The 22,841-nt window shown below is 71.0% G+C and carries 22 protein-coding genes and 3 pseudogenes; 5 read left to right on the top strand and 20 right to left on the bottom strand.

Annotated elements, in window-relative coordinates; genetic code table 11:
* Window positions 1-213: 213 nt before the first annotated feature.
* Complete coding sequence (locus SNR22_RS12725; protein ID WP_320066731.1) at window positions 214-765, bottom strand: TIGR03086 family metal-binding protein; 552 nt, start codon at window positions 763-765, stop codon at window positions 214-216.
* Window positions 766-1,112: 347 nt separating this feature from the next.
* Between SNR22_RS12725 and SNR22_RS12720 the strand changes: the two are divergent.
* The 3 genes and pseudogenes from SNR22_RS12720 to SNR22_RS12710 form a co-directional block, all read left to right on the top strand.
* Window positions 1,113-1,268 (top strand): annotated as a pseudogene (locus tag SNR22_RS12720) (hypothetical protein); the annotation flags it as partial.
* Between the two features lie 209 nt (window positions 1,269-1,477).
* Complete coding sequence (locus SNR22_RS12715; RefSeq protein ID WP_320066730.1) at window positions 1,478-1,891, top strand: VOC family protein; 414 nt, start codon at window positions 1,478-1,480, stop codon at window positions 1,889-1,891.
* 282 nt (window positions 1,892-2,173) lie between these two features.
* On the top strand, window positions 2,174-2,638 hold the full coding sequence (locus SNR22_RS12710; RefSeq protein ID WP_320066729.1) for a hypothetical protein: 465 nt from the start codon (window positions 2,174-2,176) through the stop codon (window positions 2,636-2,638).
* A gap of 17 nt (window positions 2,639-2,655) precedes the next feature.
* Here the strand turns inward: SNR22_RS12710 and SNR22_RS12705 are convergent, their stop codons facing one another.
* From SNR22_RS12705 to SNR22_RS12615, 19 genes and pseudogenes are all read right to left on the bottom strand, one after another.
* Window positions 2,656-3,849 (bottom strand): thiolase family protein, encoded by a 1,194-nt coding sequence (locus tag SNR22_RS12705; RefSeq protein WP_320066728.1) that lies wholly within the window; start codon window positions 3,847-3,849, stop codon window positions 2,656-2,658.
* Window positions 3,846-4,766: an acyl-CoA dehydrogenase family protein gene (locus SNR22_RS12700; RefSeq protein WP_320066727.1), complete on the bottom strand. Its 921-nt coding sequence runs from the start codon at window positions 4,764-4,766 to the stop codon at window positions 3,846-3,848. Before SNR22_RS12700 ends, SNR22_RS12705 begins: the two co-directional genes overlap by 4 nt.
* Entirely contained in the window at window positions 4,756-6,261 is a 1,506-nt protein-coding gene (locus tag SNR22_RS12695; RefSeq protein ID WP_320066726.1) for a class I adenylate-forming enzyme family protein, read from the bottom strand. The genes SNR22_RS12700 and SNR22_RS12695 overlap by 11 nt, the downstream gene beginning before the upstream one ends.
* Window positions 6,258-7,364: an acyl-CoA dehydrogenase family protein gene (locus SNR22_RS12690; protein ID WP_320066725.1), complete on the bottom strand. Its 1,107-nt coding sequence runs from the start codon at window positions 7,362-7,364 to the stop codon at window positions 6,258-6,260. The genes SNR22_RS12695 and SNR22_RS12690 overlap by 4 nt, the downstream gene beginning before the upstream one ends.
* Window positions 7,361-8,158: an enoyl-CoA hydratase/isomerase family protein gene (locus SNR22_RS12685; protein ID WP_320066724.1), complete on the bottom strand. Its 798-nt coding sequence runs from the start codon at window positions 8,156-8,158 to the stop codon at window positions 7,361-7,363. The genes SNR22_RS12690 and SNR22_RS12685 overlap by 4 nt, the downstream gene beginning before the upstream one ends.
* Before the next feature lie 4 nt (window positions 8,159-8,162).
* Window positions 8,163-9,305 (bottom strand): CaiB/BaiF CoA-transferase family protein, encoded by a 1,143-nt coding sequence (locus tag SNR22_RS12680; protein WP_320066723.1) that lies wholly within the window; start codon window positions 9,303-9,305, stop codon window positions 8,163-8,165.
* 26 nt (window positions 9,306-9,331) lie between these two features.
* Window positions 9,332-10,471, bottom strand: a complete 1,140-nt coding sequence (locus SNR22_RS12675) for an acyl-CoA dehydrogenase family protein (RefSeq protein WP_320066722.1) — start codon at window positions 10,469-10,471, stop codon at window positions 9,332-9,334.
* 10 nt (window positions 10,472-10,481) lie between these two features.
* Window positions 10,482-11,252 (bottom strand): 3-oxoacyl-ACP reductase FabG, encoded by a 771-nt coding sequence (locus SNR22_RS12670; protein WP_320066721.1) that lies wholly within the window; start codon window positions 11,250-11,252, stop codon window positions 10,482-10,484.
* Complete coding sequence (locus tag SNR22_RS12665; RefSeq protein WP_320066720.1) at window positions 11,249-12,079, bottom strand: IclR family transcriptional regulator; 831 nt, start codon at window positions 12,077-12,079, stop codon at window positions 11,249-11,251. Before SNR22_RS12665 ends, SNR22_RS12670 begins: the two co-directional genes overlap by 4 nt.
* A 17-nt stretch (window positions 12,080-12,096) precedes the next feature.
* Window positions 12,097-13,323: an acyl-CoA dehydrogenase family protein gene (locus SNR22_RS12660; RefSeq protein ID WP_320066719.1), complete on the bottom strand. Its 1,227-nt coding sequence runs from the start codon at window positions 13,321-13,323 to the stop codon at window positions 12,097-12,099.
* Window positions 13,320-14,516, bottom strand: coding sequence for a thiolase family protein (locus tag SNR22_RS12655; RefSeq protein WP_320066897.1), 1,197 nt, complete (start codon window positions 14,514-14,516; stop codon window positions 13,320-13,322). The genes SNR22_RS12660 and SNR22_RS12655 overlap by 4 nt, the downstream gene beginning before the upstream one ends.
* Window positions 14,517-15,245 (bottom strand): annotated as a pseudogene (locus SNR22_RS12650) (NAD(P)-dependent oxidoreductase); the annotation flags it as partial.
* Between the two features lie 33 nt (window positions 15,246-15,278).
* Window positions 15,279-15,995, bottom strand: a complete 717-nt coding sequence (locus SNR22_RS12645) for an ABC transporter ATP-binding protein (RefSeq protein ID WP_320066718.1) — start codon at window positions 15,993-15,995, stop codon at window positions 15,279-15,281.
* Window positions 15,992-16,771: an ABC transporter ATP-binding protein gene (locus SNR22_RS12640; protein ID WP_320066717.1), complete on the bottom strand. Its 780-nt coding sequence runs from the start codon at window positions 16,769-16,771 to the stop codon at window positions 15,992-15,994. The genes SNR22_RS12645 and SNR22_RS12640 overlap by 4 nt, the downstream gene beginning before the upstream one ends.
* Window positions 16,761-17,738, bottom strand: a complete 978-nt coding sequence (locus tag SNR22_RS12635; protein WP_320066716.1) for a branched-chain amino acid ABC transporter permease — start codon at window positions 17,736-17,738, stop codon at window positions 16,761-16,763. Before SNR22_RS12635 ends, SNR22_RS12640 begins: the two co-directional genes overlap by 11 nt.
* Window positions 17,735-18,610: a branched-chain amino acid ABC transporter permease gene (locus tag SNR22_RS12630; protein WP_320066715.1), complete on the bottom strand. Its 876-nt coding sequence runs from the start codon at window positions 18,608-18,610 to the stop codon at window positions 17,735-17,737. The genes SNR22_RS12635 and SNR22_RS12630 overlap by 4 nt, the downstream gene beginning before the upstream one ends.
* Before the next feature lie 4 nt (window positions 18,611-18,614).
* On the bottom strand, window positions 18,615-19,031 hold the full coding sequence (locus SNR22_RS12625; protein ID WP_320066714.1) for a VOC family protein: 417 nt from the start codon (window positions 19,029-19,031) through the stop codon (window positions 18,615-18,617).
* 70 nt (window positions 19,032-19,101) lie between these two features.
* Entirely contained in the window at window positions 19,102-19,857 is a 756-nt protein-coding gene (locus SNR22_RS12620; protein ID WP_320066713.1) for an SDR family oxidoreductase, read from the bottom strand.
* Window positions 19,854-21,071, bottom strand: a complete 1,218-nt coding sequence (locus SNR22_RS12615) for an ABC transporter substrate-binding protein (RefSeq protein ID WP_320066712.1) — start codon at window positions 21,069-21,071, stop codon at window positions 19,854-19,856. The genes SNR22_RS12620 and SNR22_RS12615 overlap by 4 nt, the downstream gene beginning before the upstream one ends.
* Window positions 21,072-21,401: 330 nt before the next feature.
* Here SNR22_RS12615 and SNR22_RS12610 point away from each other — a divergent pair, with 330 nt between their 5' ends.
* The gene (locus SNR22_RS12610) at window positions 21,402-22,418 is read left to right on the top strand and encodes an LLM class F420-dependent oxidoreductase (protein WP_320066711.1); all 1,017 of its coding nucleotides are present in this window, start codon (window positions 21,402-21,404) and stop codon (window positions 22,416-22,418) included.
* Window positions 22,419-22,440: 22 nt separating this feature from the next.
* Window positions 22,441-22,833 (top strand): annotated as a pseudogene (locus tag SNR22_RS12605) (MaoC family dehydratase N-terminal domain-containing protein); the annotation flags it as partial.
* Window positions 22,834-22,841: the final 8 nt, after the last annotated feature.

Here is a 22,841-nt window from a genome sequence, read left to right as displayed (position 1 = left end):
CCTCGGGGGTGCGCGCCGCCTCGGTGCATCCCGGCTACATCCTCACGCCGCTGCAACGGCACCTGCCCAGGGCGGAAATGATCGTCGCCGGTTGGATCGACGAGGACCGCAACCAGCTGAACCCCCCCTCGCCGCCACCATCGACCCCACCCGGGCCTGACACCGGCCCTGGCCGGGCCGGGCTCGGGTTGGCCTGGCCTCAGGAGCACGGGCTCACGGCCTGCGACCGGTGAAGGCGAGCAGGCGGGTCTGCACGTCGGCGTCCTCGGCAACCTCGACCTGCGGCCCGAACGCGCTCCCCCGCATCGCGCCGTCCATCTTCCGCATTCCCTCAAGGAGCCGGGCACACCTGTCGGGATCGAGTCGCTCGTCCTGCCCGGTGGCTCGGGCCAGGTCCCAGGTGTGGATGAAGACGTCAGGGATGTAGATCATGCTGATCGCCTGTTCGATCGACATCTCGCCGAGATGCGGGTTCGACAGGGTCCGTCCACTCGTCGAGGGGTCGTCGAGCAGCGCCTGCACGCCGTCGTTGTGCGCCACCCAGGCAGCCACCGGGTCGTCGTCCACCGCCGGCCCCTTCGGCAACTGGACGCCAGCGCCTGCGCTCAGGAACGCCGGGAGCCACTCAGTCAGGTGGCGCACCACGTCCCTCGCCACCCAGCCTTCGCAGGGGGTGGGGTTGTCCCAGGCAGAGGGGGCGACACCTCGGACACGCTCGGTGAACGCCCTGGCAGCGGCGCGGTGTTCTACTGCTGCATCGGTCATGCGTTGAAAGCTCCTGTCTCCACCGCCCACTCGCGGCACATCAGCCCTGGTCATCGACGATCACGCCCCGACCGGCGCATCCGCTTCGCAGCCCCGACGTGTACGCCCAGCGGCCCAAGGAACGCGGGGGCCGACCGGGGCCAATTATGAACGTCGCCCGCACCCACGACCTATCGACGCGCCGGGTGAAGACGGTCCGCGCGGCCAAGGCGAAACTCGGCGTCCCGGCCGGTCGGGGCCTTCGAGCGGACTGCGGGCCTCGTGGATACCGCCTCGCTGAAGTCAGAGCCGCCGCGCGCGTCCTCCTGGGCCGCGCCGCCTGAGTTCTACTCAGGGACGAAGACTGGCTACCGGTCATCGGCGACCATGGCTGGGTGGTGTTCGGGCGCGACCAGAACATCCTGAAGCGTGAGGTCGAGCTCAGGGCGCTACTCGACGCCAAGGTGCACATGTTCCTCTTCCCGGGGGACGTGGCGATCCGGGAGATCATCGAGCTGGTGTAGGCAAACCTCGGCACGATCTGCGCGCTGGCCTCGGCGCGCCGGCCGGATGTCTACTGGCTGCGGCGGGACCGGGTGGTCGACTACGAGCACCGCCAAGCGGAGCTTTCCCGGCGCCGGAGCCGCGCCTGAGTGAGGGCGGCCACCTGCTTCCTACCCGCCTCTACCAGGGTCGCCACCCTCGGCCATCTCATCTGTGACAGCATCGCCGGATGCTGCGACTCACCGATTTCATCATCGATTGCCCGGACACGATGAAGCTGGCAGCCTTCTACTCCGAGGTGACGGGTCGCCCGGTGAAGGAGGGCAGCGACGAGAATTGGGCCGGTATCCAGTTCGGCGAGATCGAGTTGGCCTTCAACCGGGTGGAGGACTACCGAGCCCCCCAGTGGCCCGACGATGAGCACCCCAAACAGTTCCACCTCGACTTCGAAGTAGACGATATCGAGGCGGAGCAGAGCCGCGTCCTAGGCCTCGGTGCGACCCTGAAGCGAGACTCCATGGGGCCCGAGGGCTACGGCTTTCGGGTCTACACCGCCCTTGTCGGCCACCCCTTCTGCCTCTGCCACAACAAGGGTGTCATCTGGACCGACCAGGGCCTCATCTGGCCCGAGAGCGCCGAGTGAGCCGTTAGCACCTGTGTCGAAGTCGTTCAAAGCGCCGGGCGCAGCGTGTCCGCCTCGTCGGTTGGCGATGAGGAAGGCTGCGGCCCTTCCGTATCAAGTCGCGGTGGTGTCCGCGCTGCGGGGAGTCCACGTTGGCCATGCCACCGACGGAGCGAAAGCGATGACCCGGTCCGGCCGGCGCAACGGCGACAAGCCGCCGATCGGGCGGCGGGTAGCGGAGCTGAGGGTCAATCGGGGCATGAGCCAGCAGGTCTTCGCCGACCGGGTCGGCAAGAGAGCTGGGTGGACAAGGTCGAGCGCGGCGTCCGCACCCTCGATCGGTTCTCGGTGATTGAAACGGTGGCTACGGCCCTCGGGGTCACCCCGGCCGTGCTGCTCGGCGGCAAGGCCCAGCGGAGATCGGTCGCCGGCACCGACACCGGCATCGCCGTGGAGCGGGTACGCGAGGCGTTGGCGCGCTACGACGTACCCAGGACCGGCGGCGACCGCCCGCCGGCGGCGTCGCTGCGGCAGCATGACGGCCAGATCGGGTACGCCTGGACGGCCTACCGCAACGGCCACCACGCCCGAGTGTTACGGATGCTGCCCGACCTGCTCGCCGACAGCCGCCGCGCCTACCCCGCCCAGCCGGACGACACGCCCGCCGCCGCCGATCTGCCGGTGCGGATGTACCGGCTCGCCGCCCAACTGCTGGTCAAGCTCGGCGAGCCCGACCTGGCCTGGCTGGCTGAGCGCAGGCCGCCTTGAGAAGGAAGGCGGGCGGGTCAGCGGACGGTGACGATGACCGACTCGGCTTCGCCGACGCCGCCGCAGATGGCGACCAGGCCCCTCCCCCCGCCCCGTCGGCGCAGCTCGTTGATCATTGTCATCACCAGCCGGCCGCCCGTCGCGCCCGTGGGGTGGCCGATTGCGACAGCGCCGCCGTTGACGTTCGTCCGCTCGCGCAACCGCAGCGCCTCGCCCCGGTCCCCGTCCGCCAGAGCAAGTGTGGTGACCAGGGGCACCGCCGCGAATGCCTCGTTGACCTCGATCAGGTCGATGTCCTCCAGGGTCAGGCCGGCCCGGGCCAGTGCCCGCTGGGCCGCCCGCGCGGGCATCGACGCCAGGCGCTGCGGATCGCCCGACACCTGGGTGCACGCGCTGACGGTGGCCAGGCCAGTGGTGCCGCGCCGGGTCGCCTCCGCCGTACTGGCCAGCACCAGGGCCACCGCGCCGGTGCTCATGTTGGGCGCGTTGCCCGCCGTCACCGTGGCGCTGTCGTAGACCGTCGGCAGCGCAGCCAGTCGCTCTGCGGTGGTGTCGGGCCGCGGCGCCTCGTCGACGGCCAGCCGTACCGGGCGGCCGGTCCGGTCCGGCACGTCCACCGGCACGATCTCGTCGTCGAAGCAGCCACGGGCCAGGGCGTCCGCGTACCGTTGCTGGCTGCGCAGCGCCCAGTCGTCCTGTTCGGCGCGGTCCACCCCGTACTCGGTGGCCTCGGCGCCGGCCTGCACGGCCCGGGGTACCCCCGTGTGCGGGCAGGCCACCACGAGCTGGTCGGTGAGCACGATGTCGCCGATCCGGTTTCCGAAGCGGGCCGCGTGCACGAAGTACGGCACCCGGCTCAGGTTCTCCACGCCGCCGGCGATGCTCAGCGCGGTGTCGTTGAGCCGCAGTCCCCGGCTGGCCAGCGTGATCGCCGCGAGCGACGAGCAGCAGGCCCGGTCGACGGTGTACGCCACCTTCTCCTCGGGGATGCCGGCCCGTAGCAGCACCTGCCGGGCCACCGAACGCTCGGAGCCGGGGAAGTTCACCCCGAACGCCAGCTCGTCGACGTCCGCGCCGGTCAGCCCGGCGCGGTGCAGCACGGCGCCCACCGGGATCACGCCGAGGTCGGGCAGGGGCAGGTCACGAAGGGCGCCGCCGAAGCGGCCGAACGGGGTACGGGCCGTGGCGAGGACGACAACCTCGTCGGTCATGGGGAATTCCTCTCGAAGACGTCGGCGGTCCACGCCGCCCTGCGGTACGGGGTCAGCGCCTGGGTGCGCAGCTGCGCGATGCGCCGCCCGTACCAGGCCACGCCACCCTCTTCGGTGAACGCCATCGCGCCGTACGCCTGGAAGGTGTGGTACGTGGCGGTACGGGCCGCGCGGGCGGCGGAAAGGACGGCGGCGCGGGCGGCGCGGGCGGCGTCCGCACCGCCATCCGCCAGCCGGGACGCGGCCCGGCTGGTCAGGGCCCGCGCGGCGGCCAGTTGGATGTCGGCCTCGGCGAGCGGGAAGGCCACGCCCTGGAAGTCGCCCAGCGGCCGGCGGAACTGGTGGCGGCCGGCCACGTACTCGGCGGCGTCCCGAACCAGCCGGGCACCGGCTCCGACGAGTTGCGCGGCGAGCGCCAGGTCCCCCAGGGCGAGCGCGCCGCACTCGTCGGGAACCCGCCTGCGGGGTGCCAGCGGCACCTCTGCCCACAGCTCACCGGTGAGCATCGGTGTCGGCACCGCCTCGCCGACCGGCTCACACTCCCAGAGGCCGTCGTCGGTGAGCGCGAAGAACACGGTGGCGCGGTGTCCCCAGGGCAGCGGGCCGCCGGTGCCCACGGTGGCGATGCCGTCCGCCGGTGGTTCGGCGGCGGCGCGGGTCGCCAGGACGGTCTCCCAGAGCGGGCCGGGGCAGCCGAGGCCGCCCAGCTCCTCCATGACGGCGGCGATCTCGCCGGCCACCTCGGTGCCCTCGGCCGCGAGGCCGAGGAACCCGATGTCGGCGAGGTCCTGCCAGGTCTCCTCGGGAAACCCGTCGCCGGGCAGGTGACGCCAACCTTCCTCATGACGCCGGCACAGCGTGCGCACCGCCTCCGCGAACTCGCGCGGCTGCTGACCGTAGTCCACCTCAAGCGTCACGGGTGACCTCCCGTAGGGCACGTTTGTCCACCTTCATCGCTGGGGTGACTGGCAGCGCGTCGAGCACGTGGAACCGGCGAGGCACCTTGTATCCGGCCAGTGCCGCCCGGCAGTGCTCGCGCACCCCTTCGAAATCCACGCCGCTGCCGGGGTGCGGCACGACCGCGGCCTCCACCCGTTCGCCCCACAGCGGGTCGTCCACGCCGAACACCGCAACCTGGTGGACCTGCGGATGCCGGGCGATCACGTTCTCCACCTCGATCGGGAAGACGTTCTCGCCCCCTGAGATGATCATGTCCTTGGCACGGCCGGCCAGGTGGAGGAAGCCGTCCTCGTCGAGCCGGCCGAGATCACCGGAGCGGATCGCACCGTCGACCACCGTGGCATGGGTCTGTTCCGGCCGCGCCCAGTACCCGGACATCTGCCACGGCGCGCGGACCACGACCTCACCGACGCTGCCCCGGGGCACGTCGTGGCCGGCGTCGTCGACGATGCGGATCGACGCGCCCGGCACCGGGCGACCCAGCCCCCGGTCGACGCCGTCCTCCTGTTCCCAGGAGCGGAGCCGGGCCACCGCGCCGAACTCGGTGGCGCCGTACCCGGTGATCAGGTGGGCCTGCGGAAACGCGGCGCGCAGCCGACCGGGGAAGGCAGGCACGCTGGCGGTGGAGCCGAACAGCACCCGGCGGATCGAGGCACCGTGCTCCGCGCCGAAGCCGGGGTGCTCCAGCAGCCGCACCAGTGCGGTGGGTGCGCCGAACAGCCGGGTGGGCCGGCCGGTGGCGAGCGCGTCGAGGACAGCGGCCTCGTCGAAGCGCGGCAGCAGCCAGGCGGTGCCGCCCGCGAACAGGGTCGAGAACACGATCGTGGCCACCGCGATGTGGAAGAACGGGGAGAAGTACAGCTCCACGTCGGTACGCCGGATGTCCATCTGCGCCTGACAGGACGCGGCGTACTGGTACAGCGCCGAATGGGTCCAGGTGGCACCCTTCGGTTCGCCGGTGGTGCCGCCGGTGCCGATGATCATCGCGGCCGTTTCGTCGCGGAACTCGGGCGACGACGAGGCGGGCGTCACGACGGTCAGCGACATCCGGTCGGTCAACGATCCGGAAGTGCCGGCCGAGGGCAGGGTGGCCAGGCCGCAGCCCAGCCGGGCCGCCAGCTCGGTGTCGGGTACGGCGGCCAGCAACTGGGCCGGGCGGAGCGGGGCCAGGAAGGCGTACGCCTCGGGCCGGGCGAGTCGGATGTTCAGCGGCACCGCGACCGCCCCGGCGGCCATCACCCCGAACAACGCGGCCAGATGCGGGGCGCCGGGCGCCAGCGCGGTGACCACCCGGTCGCCGGGGACGACGCCGAGGGCGCGCAGCGCGGCGGCGTGCTCCTCGACCGCGGTCCACAGTTCCGCGTAGGTGTACTCGCCGACCGGGTCGATCAGCGCCGGCGCGTTCGGCGCGTGCCGCGCGTGGTCGGCGAGCACGTCCAGGTACCCGGTCATCGGCGTCCTCCCAGCCCGAGCGCCTCGCGGGCCAACACGCCCAGCATGATTTCCGAGGTACCTCCGGCGATGGTCTCCATGAAGGTCTCGTGCCACAGGAAACTCGGCGTGCCGGTGCGGGCGGCCCCGGCATCGCCGACGTCGAACGGCAGCCGCGCGATGCGTTGCAGGGTCCTGCTGCCCAACAGCTTCGCCCGCGCCGCCTGCGCGGCACCGTCGTGGCCGGCCTCCAGGGCCGCGAGGGTGCTCATGGCCGCCGCCTCCACCTCGGCCACGTCCAGCGCGATGTCGGCGATGTCGTCACGGGTCCGGGCATTGGCCGACCAGCCCCGCTCGGTCGACCAGCGCAGCAGATCCTCGAAGTCGCGGCGGACCCGGCCGGGCAGCACCATCAGATGCCGCTCGACGGCCAGCGCGGCCCGGATCAGCCGCCATGCCTCGCCTTCGGCACCGATCCGGTTCTCCTGCGGCACGTACACGTCGTCGAGGCTCACCTCGTTGAGCCGGTGCCCGTCGATGGTGTCGATCGGCCGGATCTGCACCCCGGGCGCGGTGAGGTCGAGCATCAGCAGGGTGTGACCACTTTCCGGGGTACGGCACAGCAGCCACAGGTAGTCGGAGTTGTGCGCGTCGGAGGTCCACCGCTTCTCGCCGGTGACCCGGTACCCGTCGCCGTCGGGTACCGCCCGGGTGCGCACCCCGGCCAGGTCCGATCCGGCTTCCGGCTCCGAGTATCCCAACGCGAAGCTGATCTCGCCCAGGCCGATGCCGGGCAGGAAACGGGCCTGTTGCTCGTCCGTACCGTGCCCGATGATGGTCTTCGCGACGATCCCGGCGGCCAGGTCGGGGCGGACCGCGCGGGCGTAGGCCAGCTCGTCCCAGACGATGAACTCGGTGGAGGGCCGCGCGCCCTGCCCGCCCCACTCACGCGGCCAGGCCAGCCGTAGCCAGCCGCGTTGGCCGAGCTCGCGGTACAGCTCGCGGCTGGCGCCGCCGCGTCCGTGGAAGTACTGCATCGGGTCGCGCTGGTGCGCATGTTCGGCCAGGAAGGCCCGCACCTCGTCGCGCAGGCGTTCCTGATCGGCGGTGAAGGCCCACCTCATGCCGGCACCTCGGTGTTCCACTGGGGAGGGCGTCGCTGCACGAAGGCGCGCGCACCCTCGATGAAGTCGGGGTGGGTCCACTGCCGGCGGGCCAGTTCCCAGCCGTACTCCAGGGCCTCCTGGTGTGGCCGTTCGGCCGCACCCCAGATGGCCTGCTTCGAGCGCGACACGGCACTCGGGGAGTTGGCAGCGATGGCCACGGCCAGTTCCCGCGCGGCGTCCATCAGGCCGGCCGCCGGCACCAGTTCGTCGACCAGACCAAGCTGGTACGCGCGGGCCGCGTCGAGCCGGAAGCCCCTGCCCGCCAGCGTCATCCGCAGCACCGTGCCCAGCGGCAGGCGGCGGGCCAGTCCGATGTTCTCCACCGCACCGACCTGCCCGACGCTGACATGGGTGTCCATGAACTGGGCATGTTCGGCGGCCAGGACGACGTCGGCGTCCGCGACGAAGTGCAGCCCGCCTCCGGCGACCAACCCGTTCACGGCGCAGATGACGGGCTTCCACACCTGGTTCTGCAACGGTGACCAGACGATGTCCTCGGCCACCGTGCCGTGCCCGGACGAGGTCGTACCGGCGTCGGCCACCTCGCGGACGTCGGCACCGGTGCAGAAGTGCCGGTCCCCGGTGCCGGTGACGATGACCACCCGTACCGACGGGTCGTCGCGTACCTTCGCCCACAACTCGCGCAGCCGGGGCCGCATCCGTCGGGACAGCGCGTTGCCCACCTCCGGCCGGTTGAGCCGGATGGTGGCGATGCCGTCGCGCTCGTCGTACTCGATGTCCTCGTTCGTCATGTCGCTAACCCACGATCCGCTCGGCGCGCAGCCGTTCGATGTCTGCCACGGACAGTCCGAGGCCGGCGAGCAGCTCGTCGGTGTGCCGGCCGTACCCGACCGGCGGGCCCGGCGGCACCGCTGCGGTCCGGGAGAACCGCGGTGCGGGTGCCGGCTGGGGCGTACCCGCGACCGGCACCAGCGTGCCCCGGGCGGCCAGATGCGGGTGAGCGGCGGCCTCGGCCATCGACAGCACCGGTGTGACGCAGGCGTCGGTGCCGTCGAACACCGCGGTCCACTCGTCCCGGGTGCGGGTGGCGAAGATCCGGGCGAACTCGGCGGCCAACGCGGGCCAGCGCTCCCGGTCGTGCTGCGGAAAGTCGGCGGCGGCCACCCCGAGCCCGGACAGCAGCTGGGCGTAGAACTGCGGCTCGATCGCGCCGACCGCCATGAAGCCACCGTCGCTGGTGCGGTACGTGCGGTAGAAGTGCGCCGAGCCGTCGAGCACGTTGCTCTCCCGCCGGTCCGACCAGGTGCCGGCGGCCAGCATCCCGTGGAACATCGCGGTCAGCGAGACCGCACCGTCCACCATGGCCGCGTCGATGACCTGCCCGGCCCCGGAGCGCTCCCGTTCGCGCAGCGCGCAGGCGATGCCGAAGGCCAGGTACATCGCGCCGCCGCCGAAGTCGCCGACCAGGTTCAACGGCACCGGTGGTGGCAGCTCGGCCGGCCCCATCGGGTACAGCGCTCCGGCGATCCCGATGTAGTTGATGTCGTGCCCGGCCCGCTGGGCCAGCGGCCCGTCCTGCCCCCAGCCGGTCATCCGCGCGTAGACCAGCCCCGGATTGCGTTCGAGGCAGGGTTGCGGGCCGGCGCCCAGCCGTTCCATCACGCCGGGCCGCATCCCCTCCATCAGCACGTCGGTGCCCTCCACGAGGCGCAGCAACAGATCCACGCCCTCGGGCCGCTTGAGGTCCAGTGCCACGGTGCGCCGGTGCCGGTGCCGCGGATCCGTCTCGACGCTCGCTCCGGCACCCGGCGCGGGGGCGCCCACCCGGTCGACCCGGATCACCTCGGCGCCCATGTCGGCCAGCAGCATCCCGGCGAACGGCACCGGGCCCAACGCCGCCACCTCGATGACCCGTACGCCCTGCAGCGGCCCGGACATGACATCTCCTCCGATATGTGCTGTGTTCATCGCAGTGCCGACACCCCGAGCAGGTGCTTGCCCAGATGCAGGATCTGGATCTGGCTGGTGCCCTCGGGGATGGTCGCCTCCCGCGCATCACGGAAGTAGCGCTCCACCGGGGACTCCTCCATCAGCCCGGCCCCGCCGTGCACCTGCAACGCGAGCGTTGCCGCCTGACCGGCCGCCTCGCCGCAGTAGTACTTGGCCATCGAGCACTCGTACCGGCCCGGCAGCCCGGCGTCGAGCGTGCGGGCCGCCTGGTAGCCCAGCAGCCGGGCGGTCTCGGTGAGCGTGGCGACCTCCACCACCATCTGCTGCACCAGCTGGAACCCGGCGATCGGGCGGCCGAACTGTTCCCGGGTACGGGCGAAGTCCACGCAGGACTCCAGGCACGCCTGGGCCAGCCCGACCGCGCCCATCGCCATGTTCAACCGGCCCAGGTTGACGCCGGACATCGCCAGGGACAGCCCACGGCCCAACTCGCCGAGCAGGTTGGCCGCCGGAATGCGGGTCTGGTCGAAGACCAGTTCGCAGCTGGTCGTGGCCCGCAGCGGCATGTGCGGAATGTCGTAGGCCTGGTACTCCGACTCCGTCTGCTCCACCAGGAACGCGCTGACCTCGCCGGTGTCCGGCACCCGGGCCAGCACGACCCCGAAGTCGCCGGCCAGGGCGTTGGTGATGTAGAGCTTCCGCCCGTTGATGACATAGTCATCCCCGTCGCGCCGGGCGGTGGTGCGCAGCGCACCGGCGTCGGAACCCGCGTCGGGTTCGGTGAGCGCGAACCAGCCGAACCGTTGCCCGGCCAACAGCGGCCGAAGGAACCGTTCCTTCTGCTCCGGCGTGCCGGCCGTGCTCAGTACCCGGGCCAGCATGCTCTGCACGTTGAGCGTGGTGCGCAGCGAACCCCAGCAGCGGCCGGCCTCCTGCATCAGCAACGCCAGCACCATGTGGCTGGCGCCGTCGCCGCCGTCCGCCTCCGGCACCACGCCGCGCACGTACCCGAACTCGTACAGCTCGGCCAGCCGATGCCAGGGGAAGGTGCGGGCCCGTTCGTGCTCGGTCACGATCGGTGCGATCTTCGCGTCGAGGTACGAGCGCACGCTGTCGCGCAGCAGCCGCTCGTCCTCACTCAGCATGACGTCCATCGCCGCCGCCTCAGCTGAACCGGCCGCCGGTGACGTGCAGCACGTCCCCGGTGACGAATGAGGCTGCCGGCGAGGCGAGGTACAGCACGGCGGCGGAGATGTCCTCGGGGGTGCCGAGGCGGCGGATCGAGTTGGCGCGCTGCGCCCGTTCCGCGATGGCGTCGAACTTCGGGTGCCGGCGGACGGTGTCGGTGGCGATCAGGCCGGGGGCGACCGCGTTGACCGTGATGTTGTGCTTGCCGAGTTCCTTGGCCAACGTACTGGTCAGGCCGACGATGCCGGCCTTGGCCGCCGCGTAGTTCGCCTGCCCCGGGTTGCCGAGGTACGCGCGGGAGCTGATGTTGATGAGCCGTCCGTAGCCGCGCTCGATCATGCCCGGCACCACCGCCCGGCTGCACGCGAAGGTGCCGTACAGGCACACGTTGAGCACCTGGTGCCAGTCCTCGTCACTCATGGACACCAGCGGCCGGTCCACCGGGAAGCCGGCGTTGTTGACCAGGATGTCGATGCGGCCGTGGCGGGCGTTCACCTCGGCGGCCATCGCGTCGATGCTCTGCCGGGACGTCACGTCCAGCACGTGCGGGTGTGCCTCGACGCCGTCCGCGGCGAGTTGCTCGGCACTGCGGGCGGCGGGTTCGGCGGCGATGTCGGCGACGATCACGATGGCGCCGGCCATTCCGAGTTCCCGGCTGATGGCCAGGCCCAGCCCGCCCGCGCCACCGGTGACCACGGCTACCTGACCGCGGAGCGACTGTGTTGAAACCGAGGCCGTAGCCGTCATGTGTGGTACTCCCTATCCTTCGGAGATTGGTGGTCGACCCAGGACTCGTGCTGACCGACGAGTTCGATACGACCGGCGAGCATCTTTGTGATCCGCTCGCAACATTCGCGCAGCAGCCGCCCGTACAGGGCGGATTGTTGTTCGTCCATCTCACTGGTGAAAGCCACGGCGGCGGCGACCAGCCGGATCCGCCCGTCGGGCCCGAATACCGGCGCGGCGACGGTGCTGACGCCCAGCGCGTAGCCCTCGTGGTCGACCGCGAAACCCTGCTCGCGCACCCGTTCCAGGTCGCGCAGGAAGATCTCCTTGCGGGCGACGCTCTTGCTGGTGAAAAGTTGCAGCCCGGTGGCCAGCGCGGCACTGACCTGCGAGGGCTCGTCGTAGGCGAGGAAGACCCGGCCGAACGAGCCGCCCTGGATCGGCACCGGCGAGCCGACCTGCAGGGTGATGCGTACCCGGTGCGGGCGCTCCAGCTTGTCGACCAAAATGATCTCGGTCAGGCTGATCCGCCGGTACAGCACGATCGTGGCGTTCATCTGGTCCAGCAGTTTCGCCAGGCTGCGCTTGGCGATGCTGACGTCGTTCATCTGGTTGGCCGCGGCGGCACCGAGTTCGACCAGTGCGGGGCCGAGTTGGTAGCCCTGTCCGGTGTCGTCGTACTGGACGAGATTCTCGGCCAGCAGGGTGCGCAGAATGTAGTAGGTGGTGCTCTTGTTCATGCCGGTGGCTTCCACTGTCTTCGCCAGCGACATTGAGTCCTGCGCCGCAAGCAGCCGCAGCACCCGTACGGCCCGTTCGATGGCGGGAACCCGATATTCCTCGGTCATCGCAGCGTCACCTCGACTCATCCGCTCACCTCCCCATTGGCCATACGCCGCGAGATGAGCCGCTTGAGTATCTCCGAAGAGCCGTCCGCGATCTGGACCGTCCGCATGCTCTGCCAAGCCTTCGCGAGCCCCACCTCGGTGGTGATGCCCATTCCGCCCAGCGTCTGCATGGCCCGGTCGATGACATCGGTCGCCATCTCCGTGGCGAACAGTTTGGCCATCGCCACCTCGGTCAGGGCGGGTCGCCCGGCGTCGACCAGCTCGGCGGCGTGCAGTCCCATGAGGTGCGCCGCGTGGATCCGGGTGGCGGCATCGGCCAGCGGGAACGAGATGCCCTGGTTGTCGAACAGCCGGGTACCGAACGTCTCCCGCTCGGTGGCGAAGTCGACCGCCAGGCCCAGCGCCCAGCGGGACAGCCCGACGCCCTTCGCGGTGTTGTAGAGCCGGCCGGTGGCGATGCCGTCCAGCCCGAGCGACAGCCCGCCGCCCGGCTCGCCGAACAGCTGCCAGTCCTCGACGCGCACCTCGTTCATCGACAGGATGGCATGCTCGCCGCCCATCTGGCCGTACAGGCCGATGACGCTGTCCACCTGGAATCCCGGCGCGTCGGTCGGCACCAGGAACGCCGAGATGCCGCCCGCCCTGGCCCGTACCCTCTCCGGGTCGGTGATCGCGAAGACGATGGCCAGGTCGGCATGCGGCCCGTTGGAGATCCACTGCTTGACGCCGGTGAGCCGCCAGCCGCCGGCCTCGGGTACCGCCCGGGTCGACATCTGCCACACGTCCGAGCCGGCGCCAGGCTCGGACATCGCGAAGCACATGGTCTGCTCACCGGAGAGCAGGGAGCCCAGGAAGGTGTCCTGCAGCCGCTGCCCGGCGCGGGCGAACACCACGCTCGGGCCGGTGGCCCAGTGCGCCACGACCTCGCTGCCCAGCCAGCCGCCGCTGCCGCAGAGCCGGTTGATCAGCTCCCACGCCGCGTACATGGTGACCGCGCCCTGCCCGCCGCCGCCCAACTCCTCGGGAACGCACATCGTGTAGTACCCGGCGCGGGACGAGGCCATCCGGACCGCGCGGCGATGCTCCTCGACGGCGGCAACGTGCCGGCCGTCCGGCCCGTACCGCTGGCGCGGGTCGGACAGCAGCGCACCGGCGTCGCGGTGGCGGGCGAGGACCTCCGCGTTCAGGAAGTCACGCAGCCCGTCCAGGATCTCCCGGGTCTGCGCCGACAACAGTTCGCTCATGCCTCACCCATCCGTTCGTAGAGCGTCGCGGTGGCCATCCCGTAGCCGACGCACATGACCTGCAACCCGTACCGGCCACCTCGGCGGCGCAGCTCGTGCAGCAGGGTGGTGGCCAGCCGGGCACCCGAGCACCCGGTGGGGTGGCCCAGCGCGATGGCGCCACCGTTGACGTTGAGCCGTCCGGGATCGGCGCCTGTCTCCTGCAGCCAGGCCAGCGGGACGCTGGCAAACGCCTCGTTGACCTCGTACAGGTCGATGTCGGCAAGGGTCAGTCCGGTGCGCTCCAGGATGCGCCGGGTCACCGGAATGACGCCGTGCAGCATCAGGTCGGTGTCCACGCCGACGACCTCGGTGGCCACGATCCGGGCCAGCGGCGCCAGGCCGAGCCGTCGCGCCTCGGCGGCGTCGCAGACCAGCACGGCCGCCGCGCCGTCGGTGAGCTGGCTGGAGTTGCCGGCGTGGTGCACGCCGTCCGCACCGAAGGCGGGCTTCAGCGCGGCCAGGGCCGCCAGCGAGGTGTCGGGCCGGATGCCCTCGTCGCGCTCGATGACCCAGCCGGTGTCGGGCAGCTCGTCGGCGAGCAGCGCCGCAGTGAGGTCGGCGGGCACCGGTACGCACTCGTCGGCGAACCGGCCGTCCCGCCAGGCCGCCTCGGCGTTGCGGTGGCTGGCCAGGGCGAAGGCGTCCAGCTCGGCACGGTCCAGGTGCCAGCGCGCGGCGATCCGGTCCGCCGCCACGCCCTGGTCCACCAGCTCGTACCGGCCGGTGACCGAGTCCGGTGGGGTGACGCCCGCCGCGTCGGCGCCCAGCGGTACCCGGGACATCGACTCGACGCCAGCGGCGATCACCATCCGCTGCTGGCCGCTCAGCACCGCGTGCGCCGCGAAGTGCAGCGCCTGCTGGCTGGAACCGCACATCCGGTTGACTGTCACACCCGGCACCGTGACCGGCAGGCCGGCGGCCAGCGCGGCCACCCGGGCGATGTTGCGCCCCTGCTCACCGACCGCGTTGACGCATCCGGCGATCACGTCGTCGACCGTGTCCGGCGCGATGCCGGCCCGCTGCACGAGCTGGCGCAGGGTGTAGGCCAACAGCTCGTCCGGGCGTGTCCCGCTCAGCGCGCCCCGGCGGCGGCCCAGCGGGGTCCGCACCGCCGCCACCACCACCGCCTCCCGTGGGGTGCCGGCGGCCAGCCGGGTCAGCGGGATGTCCGTGCCGTCGCCAGCCAGCGCGACGGCGGCGTGCAGGTCCTTGGCGACCATGCCGGGCGGCAGCACCTCGCGGATCTGCCGCCGGTAGTAGGCGAAGTTGCCGGTCAGCCAGGACTGCGCGGTGCCGGAGTTAAGCACCTCCAACAGTGCCGCCTCGCCGACGCCCGCGTCGCCGCCCAGCGCCAGGGCCTCTTCCAGCACCTGGAACCCGACGTGCAGCGCCAGGTTGTTGGCCAGTTTGGCGGCCAGTCCCGCGCCGACCGGCCCCACGTGATAGACCCGGCCCAGGGCGTCGAGGACCGGGCGGACGCGGGCCAGTTCGGCCTGGTCGCCGCCAACCATCAGGGTGAGTTCGCCGCGTCGTGCCCGGACGTCGCCGCCGGCCACCGCCACGTCCAGCAGCGCCACCCCTGCCGCGCCCGCCTGGGCCGCGACGTCCCGCACCGTGCCCGGCGAGATCGTGCTGTGCACCAGGATGGTGCCGCCTGGGCGCATCCCGGCCAGCAACCCGGTCACCACGTCACGGACCTGGGCGTCGTTGTACACGGCGACGCCCACCACGGTGGCGGCTGCGCCCACGTCGGCCAGCGAGGCCGCGACCCGGGCACCGGGCACGTCGGCCGCGGCCGACGCGTTCACGTCGTACACGACCACCGGGAAGGTGCCCGCCAGTGCACCGGCCATCGGCCGGCCGATGTTGCCCAGCCCCACGAAACCAACCACGACGGCAGCGTCGGCCACGGCTCAGCCCTCCACGATGGCGCCCATGGCGGCCTGGTAGGCGGCGTCCAGTTCGGCGACGTCATCGTGTTCCGCGACGACGCGGCCGCGCATCAGCACGACACCGCCGTCGGCCACCTGACCGAGCACGCCGATGGTCGGCGCGGCCAGCAGCACGGCGGTGCCCGACCGGGCCAGCTCACGCACGGTACGCAGCAGGTCGTCCACGATCAGCGGGGCCAGCCCGGTGGACATCTCGTCGAGCAGCAGCACGCTGGGGTCGGTCATCAGCGCCCGGGCCACCACCATCATCTGCTGCTCGCCGCCGGAGAGCACGCCGACCGGCTGGTTCGCGCGGGTGCGCAGGATCGGGAAGCGGTCCAGCGCCTGCTCCACCCGATCCGGGTCCAGGCGGAGCAGTTCGGCGCTGACCATCAGGTTCTCCCGGACGCTCATCCGGGCGAAGAGCTGCCGGCCCTGCGGTACCAGGGCGAGTCCGGCCCGGGCCCGGACCCGGGTGGTCAGCGCGGAGACGTCCCGGCCGCCGAGGTACACCTGCCCGCCTGCTGGCACTGAGCCGTACAGTGCCAGGACCAGACTGCTCTTGCCCGCGCCGTTGGGCCCGACCACGAGGGTCACCCGTCCCGCAGGTACCCGTAGTTCAGTACCGGTGAGGTTCAGCGCGCTGGCCCGTCCGTATCGGACGGTCAGCTCGGTGACCCGTAGTCCCGTCTCGCTCATCGATCCACCTGCCCGGTGCCGAAGTAGACTGCCTGCATCTCGGTGCTGGCGAGGCAGTCGCGGGGTGCGCCGTCGAAGACGACCGTGCCGCCGGCCATCAGCACCATCCGGTCGGCCATCGAGGCCACGATGTCGACGTTGTGGTCGACCAGCAGCACGGCGGTGCCGCCGGCGGCGACCGTGCGAATGGATTCGGACAAACCGGCGATGCCGTCGGAGGCCAGCCCGGCGAAGGGCTCGTCGAGCAGCGCGATGCGCGGATGCTGCAACAGCGCGCGGGCCACCTCCAGCAGCCGCAGCTCGCCGAGGGTCAGGTCGGCGGCCAGCCGGTCGATCCGGTACAGCCCGAGGCGGGCGGCGATCTGCCCGGCCTCCTCGCGCAGCGCCCGGCCGCCCGGGGCGACCACGCCTCGCGCCGCCGCTCCCAGCAGTGCGAGGCTGGAGGACATGCCTCGGGCGAGGCCGCCGACGATGATGTTGTCGCGGGCGGTGAGCGCGCCGGCGACCTGCGGATACTGATAGGTACGGGCCAACCCGGCGCGACGGGCGCGGCGGGACGGAGGGCCGGACAGCGGCACCCCGTCGACGAGCGCCTGGCCGCTGTCGGGCTGCTGCTCGCCGCCGATCAGGTCGACCATCGTGCTCTTGCCCGCGCCGTTGGGGCCGACCAGCCCGACGATCTCACCGGCACCGACCGTGAAGGAGGCGCCGGTGACCGCCTTGACGCCGCCGTACGACTTGGTCAGCTCTTGACAGGAAAGGATGTCAGCGTTCATCGCGTCCGCCTCTGTTGACAGCGCCGACGAGCCGGCCGGTCAGGTCGCGGGCCAGGCCGATCAGGCCCTCCGGGGCGAAGATGAGCACCGCCACCACGGCGACGGCGAACAGGAGCGTCCCGGAACCCTGGAAGAAGTTGAGGTTGAAGGTGAGCTGGGTGACCAGCAACGCACCGATGACCACACCCCACGGGCTGGACCGCCCGCCCAGGAACGGGATGAACACCGCGAGGAACGCCACCGACACCGGGATCGACTCCGGCAGGATCGACAGGTTCGCCGAGGTGAACACGGCGCCGGACAGCGATCCGATCGCGGCGCCGATGCTCAGCGAGATGAGGGTCAGCGCGGTCACCGGCACCCCGGCCGCCTCGACGGCGACCGCGGCCTGTCCCTTGGCCCGCAGCGCGACGCCGAACGGCGAGCGGCGCAGCCGGGACAGCATCAGCGCGACGAGCCACATCAGCACCAGCGCGATGACCACGATCTGGTCCCTGCCGAGCTCCGTGCCGAAGATGCTGAGCGACCGGGTGAGGATCACGCCCTCGGCGCCGCCGGTGACGCTGTCCGCGTCGACGAGCCACGCCTGGAACGCCTCGCTGAACAGCAGCGTCACGGCAGCCAGGTAGAAGCCGTTGAGCCGACGGGTGGCCATGCCCAGGAGCACGGAGATGAGTACGGCGGCGACGATGCCCAGTGGTAGCGACACCAGTAGCGGCCAGCCGGTCCTGGTGGCGATCAGGCCCAGCGCGTAGCCGCCGATCGCCGCGTACGCGTTGTACGCGATGGACAGCGAGTCGCCCATGATGAAGTGGCTGTACAGGCCGAGCCCGATCAGCCCGTACGTGACGGTGAGCACGGCGAGGTCCTGCCGGTACCCGTCGGTGCCGACCCAGGTGATGGCGAGGATCAGCAGCACGCCGGAGATGACCGGTTCGGCGAGGGGCCGCAGGCGGGTGGCACTCATACCCGTACCCGTTTCATGAAGATCCCCTGGGGGCGGAAGGCGAAGAACAGTAGGGCGGCGGCGAGCGTCGCGTAGTGCAGGGCGGCCGCGCCGAAGTAGAAGATGGCTGCCGACTGGATGGCGGCCAGGATCAGCCCGCCGGCCAGCGGCCCCCACACCGACGCGGTACCGCCGATCACCAGGGCCAGGAACGCGAAGAGGGTGTAGTCCATCGCGCTTTCGAAAATGATCCCGGATCGCGCCGCGAAGACGCTGCCGGCGAGGCCGGCCAGCACCCCGGCGAGGGTGAACGAGGCGATGCGTACCGCCCGCACCGGCAACCCGAGGACGATGGCGGCCGGGGTGTTCTCGCCGATCGCGCGTAGTCCCCGACCCATCCGGGTGCGGTAGATGAACAGCAGCAGCAACCCGAACGCCAGCGCGGTCAGCCCGACCTCAAGCGCGGCCTGCGCGGTCACCGTGGCGCTGCCCAGCCGTACCGAGCCGTCCCCGACCAGTTGTGGCCCGGGCAGCGCGGCACGGCCGAACAGCACCCCGGAGATCTGTTCGAGGGCGAACAGCGTGGCCACCAGTGCGATCACCATCGGCAGTTCCTCGTTGGTGCCCGGCTTCCACATCGGACGTACCACGAGCACCTCGGTCAGCAGCGCCAGCGCCACCGCGCCGAGCACCCCGATGACGATTCCGGCGGCGGCGGGAAGCCCTCGTACGCTGGTGAAGTACGCCGAGGCAAGCCCGGCGAACACCGCGTACCCGCCAATCGCGAAGTTGAAGAATCCGGAACTCTCCCGCACCACGAACATCGCCGCGGCCAGCAGACCGAAGAAGCATCCCGTCTCGATGATCGAGACGATGACCTGTAGGGGGATCATTGGATCAAGGGTGCTTCTGGTTGATCTCGACGACGTTCATCGACGGGTCGTAGCAGTAGACCTGCCGGTAGCCCTTGAACGCCCACGTGCCGGCGTCGTTGTAGGGCATTTTCATCTCGGCCAGCCGGTGCATCACGCCGTCGATGTCGTCGACCTCGATGGCGATGTGTCCGTTGATGACCGGGTGCAGCCGCAGGTCGTTGTCCCACGGCAGCGTCGGGGTCGGCTTGCAGATGTGGATCTGCCGCTGATTGGTGTCCTCGAACAGGGCGACGAAGTCGTTGCCTGTCTGCAGAGCGCCCCGGCCGTCCTCGACGAACGGGAACTTCTTCTCCTGCATGCCGAACACCTTCGAGTAGAAGGCGGCCATCGCCCGGACGTCCGAGGCGGGCAGGTTGACGTGATGCAGGCTCCACGACATGGAACTCACTCCTTGGGGGTGGTGGTGGTGCGGGTGGTGGTGCGGGTGGTGGTGATGCGGGTGGTGCGGGTCAGACCCGAAGTGGGTGACCGCCGCCGACGATCAGGGTCTCGCCGGTGATGAAGGCGCTGTCCGCGCCGCAGAAGAACCGCATGGCGCCCACGAGGTCGGCCATCCGGCCCTGACGCTGGATGAGCTGCTTGTTGGCGATGAAGTCGCGAAGCAACTCCTCGGGCAGGTCGGCCATGGCCGACTCGGAGTCCATCGGCCCGGGGGCCAGGCAGTTCACCCGTGTCCCGTCGGGCCCGAACTCCTTCGCCAGCGCGGCGGTCAGGCCACGCACGGCGAGCTTGGTGATGCCGTACACGTCGGTGGCGGCGAACCCGGACACCGACGAGATGTTGAGTACCGCGCCCGTGCCGCTGCGGCTCAGGTGCGGCCGGCAGGCCCGGGCACAGTTGACGATGCCCAGCACGTTCACGTCGAGGATCTCCCGCCAGCCGGCGGTGGAGATCTCGGTGACCGGTCGGCTCCAGGCCATCAGGTGCTTGCCGGCGTTGTTGATCAGGATGTCGAGACCGCCGAAGTGGGCCACTGCCTCGTCGACCGCGCGTTGCACCGACGTCTCGTCGGCAATGTCGCAGGCGACCCCGAGCGCCACGGCGGCCCCGAGATCGGCGGCGGCCTGCACCGCCGCCGTCTCGTCGATGTCGGCCAGGACCACCCGGGCGCCGTCGGCGACGAGCGCCTGTGCGAACGCCCACCCGATGCCCCGGGCGCCACCGGTGATGAACGCGGTACGTGGCTGAGGTGTCGTGTCGGTCATGAGCACTGCGGCTGGTAGTCGGCCCAGTTCTCGCCGGGCTGGTTCTGCTCGGTGAAGCGGCGCAGCACGATGCCGCACAGCCCGTCGCTGCCGACGTGCTTGGCGGACGTGAAGCTCATCGTGAAGCCCTGCCGTCCCCAACTCGCCGGGAACGCGCTGATCTGCTCGAGCCCGCCCCGCACCTGCGCCGGGCCGCTGTCCACGCCGGCCTTCTCGATCGCCTGCTTCAGCAGGTACACGGTGTCGTAGCCCTGCGCGGCGAACGCGGTCAGCCCCAGGTACTTGTCCCCCAGCTTGGCCTTGAGCTTGTCGCCCAGCTCGATGGAGCGGGTGTTGTCGGAGGAGATGGCGCTGGCGTAGACGAGCTGCCGAAACGCGCCGGGCTTGGCGAGCTTCCAGGTGTCCGGCTGGTTGCCGATCGAGGCCAGGGAGATCCGCGGCAGGTCCGGCATGATCTGGTTCGCGGTGTTGTGGAACAGCACCTCCAACTGTCCGCCCAGCGAGGACACGAACAGCGCGTCGGGCTTGGCCCCATTGATGCGGCTCAGCTGCGGCGCCACGTCGGTGCTGTTGAGCGGCGCCTTCTCGTTGGCGACGATGGTGATGCCGGACTTCTCGAAGATGGGCAGCAGCCCCTTGTTGAGCCCGGCCATGGTGGGCGAGTCGTCGCTGATGACGGCCAGCTGCGTGACGCCGATCTTCTTGAACGCCGCCGCGTACACGGTGCCGATGTCAGTGATCGGGTTGGCCAGGATGAACGAGAACGTGTTGTTCGGCGGCTCCGCGATGGCGGTGGCGATGTTCGTCGCCGAGATGGCCACGATCTTTTCCTGCTCGACGACCGGCTTGACCTGCTGGGCCGACGCCGACGACGAGTTCATGATGATGACGCGGGCACCGTCGCTGACGAGCTTGCGTACCACGGCCGGAGTCTGGCTGGGCTGACTGCCGTCGCTCTGGCGGATCAGCTTGAGCGATCGCCCGCCGACGCCGCCCGCCTTGTTGATCTCGTCGATGGCCAGCGAGATCCCGGTGCTCGCTTCGGCCGAGGTGGCCGCGGTGCCACCCGCGGTGTCCTCGACCATGCCGATGACGATGTCTCCGGACGACGAGTCGCCGGAGTCCTTGCCGTCGCCGCAGGCGGTGAGCATTGCGGCGAACGTGAGTGAGGTGGCCACGATGCTCAGGCATCGCGCCGCTTGGGTACGGGGCATGGTCGCTCCTGCGGGTGGGGCATTGCGGCCGGGGAGCCCTGACGATCGCCATGCGATGTCGGGCTGTGGGGGTGTTGAGGAGATGAGCCGGAGGCTCCGGCTCTCGGCGTCCGAGTAGCGGACGGGGGGTGAACGCCGACGGTCTGTCAGTAGAACAACGTTCAAAGCCTGTGTGGCGAACATCATCGAATGGGCCATCCGGGTTGTCAACCCTCTTCCGGCCTCTACCTCGGCATAGTTCGAGAATCCCCACCCTTGACGCCCATCCCCCAGCGTCCTTACTGTTCTCGAAATCAAGACGATGATCGTTCTACATACAGAACGGGCCTCATGAAACTTGGACTCAGCCTCGGACACTCAACCGGCCTGCGGGACCTCGGCGCCGTGGCCCACCGCGCCGACGCCGCCGGCCTGGACTCGCTGTGGGTCTCGGAGGCGTACGGCTCCGACGCGGTCAGCGTGCTGGGCCACCTGTCGGCGGTGACCAGCCGAATCGGCCTGGGCACGGCGGTGCTCCAGATGCCGGCCCGCACCCCGGCTGCCACCGCGATGGCCGCGCTCACCCTCGACCAGCTCAGCGACGGCCGGCTCCTGCTGGGCCTGGGCACCTCCGGCCCGCAGGTGGTGGAGGGCTGGCACGGCGTCGCGTTCGACTCCCCGCTGGCCCGAACCCGCGAGTACGTCGACATCGTGCGCGCGGCGGTGGCCCGGCAGGAACCGCTGACCTACCCGGGCGTCCACTACCCGCTGCCGTATCCGCGCGCCGACCGGGAACCACCGCGCCCGCTGAAGGCCACCCTGCACCCGGTACGCCCGCGGATACCGGTCCTGTTGGCGGCCAACGGCCCGCGCAACGTAGCGCTCGCCGGACAGCTCGCCGAGGGCTGGCTGCCCGCCTTCTACTGCCCGGACCGGCCCGAGCTGTACCGGGACATGCTCGCCCCCGGGCTGGCCCGCCGCCCTGCGGACCTCGGCCCGCTACAGGTCGTGGCCACGGTGCACATCGCGCCCGGAGCCGACCTCACGGCCTGTCGGGACGCGCTGCGCCCGGCGTTCGCCCTGTACCTGGGCGGCATGGGCGGACGCGGCCGCAACTTCTACGCCGACCTGGCGTCCCGGCTGGGCTACGAGGCGGCCACCCAGCAGATCCAGGAGTTGTACCTGGGCGGCCACCGCGCCGAGGCCGCCGGCGCGGTACCGGACGCGCTCATCGACCAGCTTGCCCTGGTGGGACCCCGCGAACGGATCCGGGACCGGCTGACGGTCTGGGCGGATGCCGGGGTCGACGTCATGACCCTCAAGACCACCGACGTCGACCTGGTCGCGTGGCTGGCCGCCGCGCTCTAGAAGACCCGATCAGGAGAGAGACATGCCGCTCAACGAGGCGTTCATCGGCCGGGTGTTCGCGCCCACCGCGCCGTACCGGGTCAGCCAGGAGAAGATCCAGGAGTTCATCCTGGCCACCGGAGCCGCCCCTGCCCAGGACGGCCAGCCGGTGGTCCCACCCACCTTCCCCATCGTGCTGAGCCTGCCCGCCACTCGGAACACGCTGTCCGACCCGACGCTCGGTCTGGACTACAGCCGGGTGGTGCACGGGAGCCAACGATTCCGGCACACGCGAGGCGTCCAGCCCGGCGACGAGCTGACGGTGACCGTCCACATCGAACAGATCCAGTCCCGCGGGGTACACCAGATCGTCACCACCCGCAGCGAGATCGCCACCACGGCCGGCGAGCCGGTCTGTACGGCGTACTCGACGCTGGTGGAGCG

This window comes from Micromonospora sp. RTGN7 (assembly GCF_033804645.1).
Taxonomy (GTDB): Bacteria; Actinomycetota; Actinomycetes; order Mycobacteriales; family Micromonosporaceae; genus Micromonospora.
Note: the sequence above shows the minus strand (reverse complement) of the source record. Positions and strands in the feature narration are given on the sequence as shown.

Bases quoted from the DNA above. Each gene is read 5' to 3' on its own strand.
- SNR22_RS12610 (WP_320066711.1), top strand. From the start codon at position 21,402: ATGAAACTTGGACTCAGCCTCGGACACTCAACCGGCCTGCGGGACCTC.
- SNR22_RS12725 (WP_320066731.1), bottom strand. From the start codon at position 765: ATGACCGATGCAGCAGTAGAACACCGCGCCGCTGCCAGGGCGTTCACC.
- SNR22_RS12680 (WP_320066723.1), bottom strand. From the start codon at position 9,305: ATGTCCGGGCCGCTGCAGGGCGTACGGGTCATCGAGGTGGCGGCGTTG.
- SNR22_RS12660 (WP_320066719.1), bottom strand. From the start codon at position 13,323: ATGAGCGAACTGTTGTCGGCGCAGACCCGGGAGATCCTGGACGGGCTG.
- SNR22_RS12705 (WP_320066728.1), bottom strand. From the start codon at position 3,849: ATGACCGACGAGGTTGTCGTCCTCGCCACGGCCCGTACCCCGTTCGGC.
- SNR22_RS12635 (WP_320066716.1), bottom strand. From the start codon at position 17,738: ATGAGTGCCACCCGCCTGCGGCCCCTCGCCGAACCGGTCATCTCCGGC.
- SNR22_RS12695 (WP_320066726.1), bottom strand. From the start codon at position 6,261: ATGACCGGGTACCTGGACGTGCTCGCCGACCACGCGCGGCACGCGCCG.
- SNR22_RS12675 (WP_320066722.1), bottom strand. From the start codon at position 10,471: ATGGACGTCATGCTGAGTGAGGACGAGCGGCTGCTGCGCGACAGCGTG.
- SNR22_RS12715 (WP_320066730.1), top strand. From the start codon at position 1,478: ATGCTGCGACTCACCGATTTCATCATCGATTGCCCGGACACGATGAAG.
- SNR22_RS12615 (WP_320066712.1), bottom strand. From the start codon at position 21,071: ATGCCCCGTACCCAAGCGGCGCGATGCCTGAGCATCGTGGCCACCTCA.
- SNR22_RS12620 (WP_320066713.1), bottom strand. From the start codon at position 19,857: ATGACCGACACGACACCTCAGCCACGTACCGCGTTCATCACCGGTGGC.
- SNR22_RS12630 (WP_320066715.1), bottom strand. From the start codon at position 18,610: ATGATCCCCCTACAGGTCATCGTCTCGATCATCGAGACGGGATGCTTC.
- SNR22_RS12645 (WP_320066718.1), bottom strand. From the start codon at position 15,995: ATGAGCGAGACGGGACTACGGGTCACCGAGCTGACCGTCCGATACGGA.
- SNR22_RS12665 (WP_320066720.1), bottom strand. From the start codon at position 12,079: ATGACCGAGGAATATCGGGTTCCCGCCATCGAACGGGCCGTACGGGTG.
- SNR22_RS12670 (WP_320066721.1), bottom strand. From the start codon at position 11,252: ATGACGGCTACGGCCTCGGTTTCAACACAGTCGCTCCGCGGTCAGGTA.
- SNR22_RS12640 (WP_320066717.1), bottom strand. From the start codon at position 16,771: ATGAACGCTGACATCCTTTCCTGTCAAGAGCTGACCAAGTCGTACGGC.
- SNR22_RS12690 (WP_320066725.1), bottom strand. From the start codon at position 7,364: ATGAGGTGGGCCTTCACCGCCGATCAGGAACGCCTGCGCGACGAGGTG.
- SNR22_RS12625 (WP_320066714.1), bottom strand. From the start codon at position 19,031: ATGTCGTGGAGCCTGCATCACGTCAACCTGCCCGCCTCGGACGTCCGG.
- SNR22_RS12685 (WP_320066724.1), bottom strand. From the start codon at position 8,158: ATGACGAACGAGGACATCGAGTACGACGAGCGCGACGGCATCGCCACC.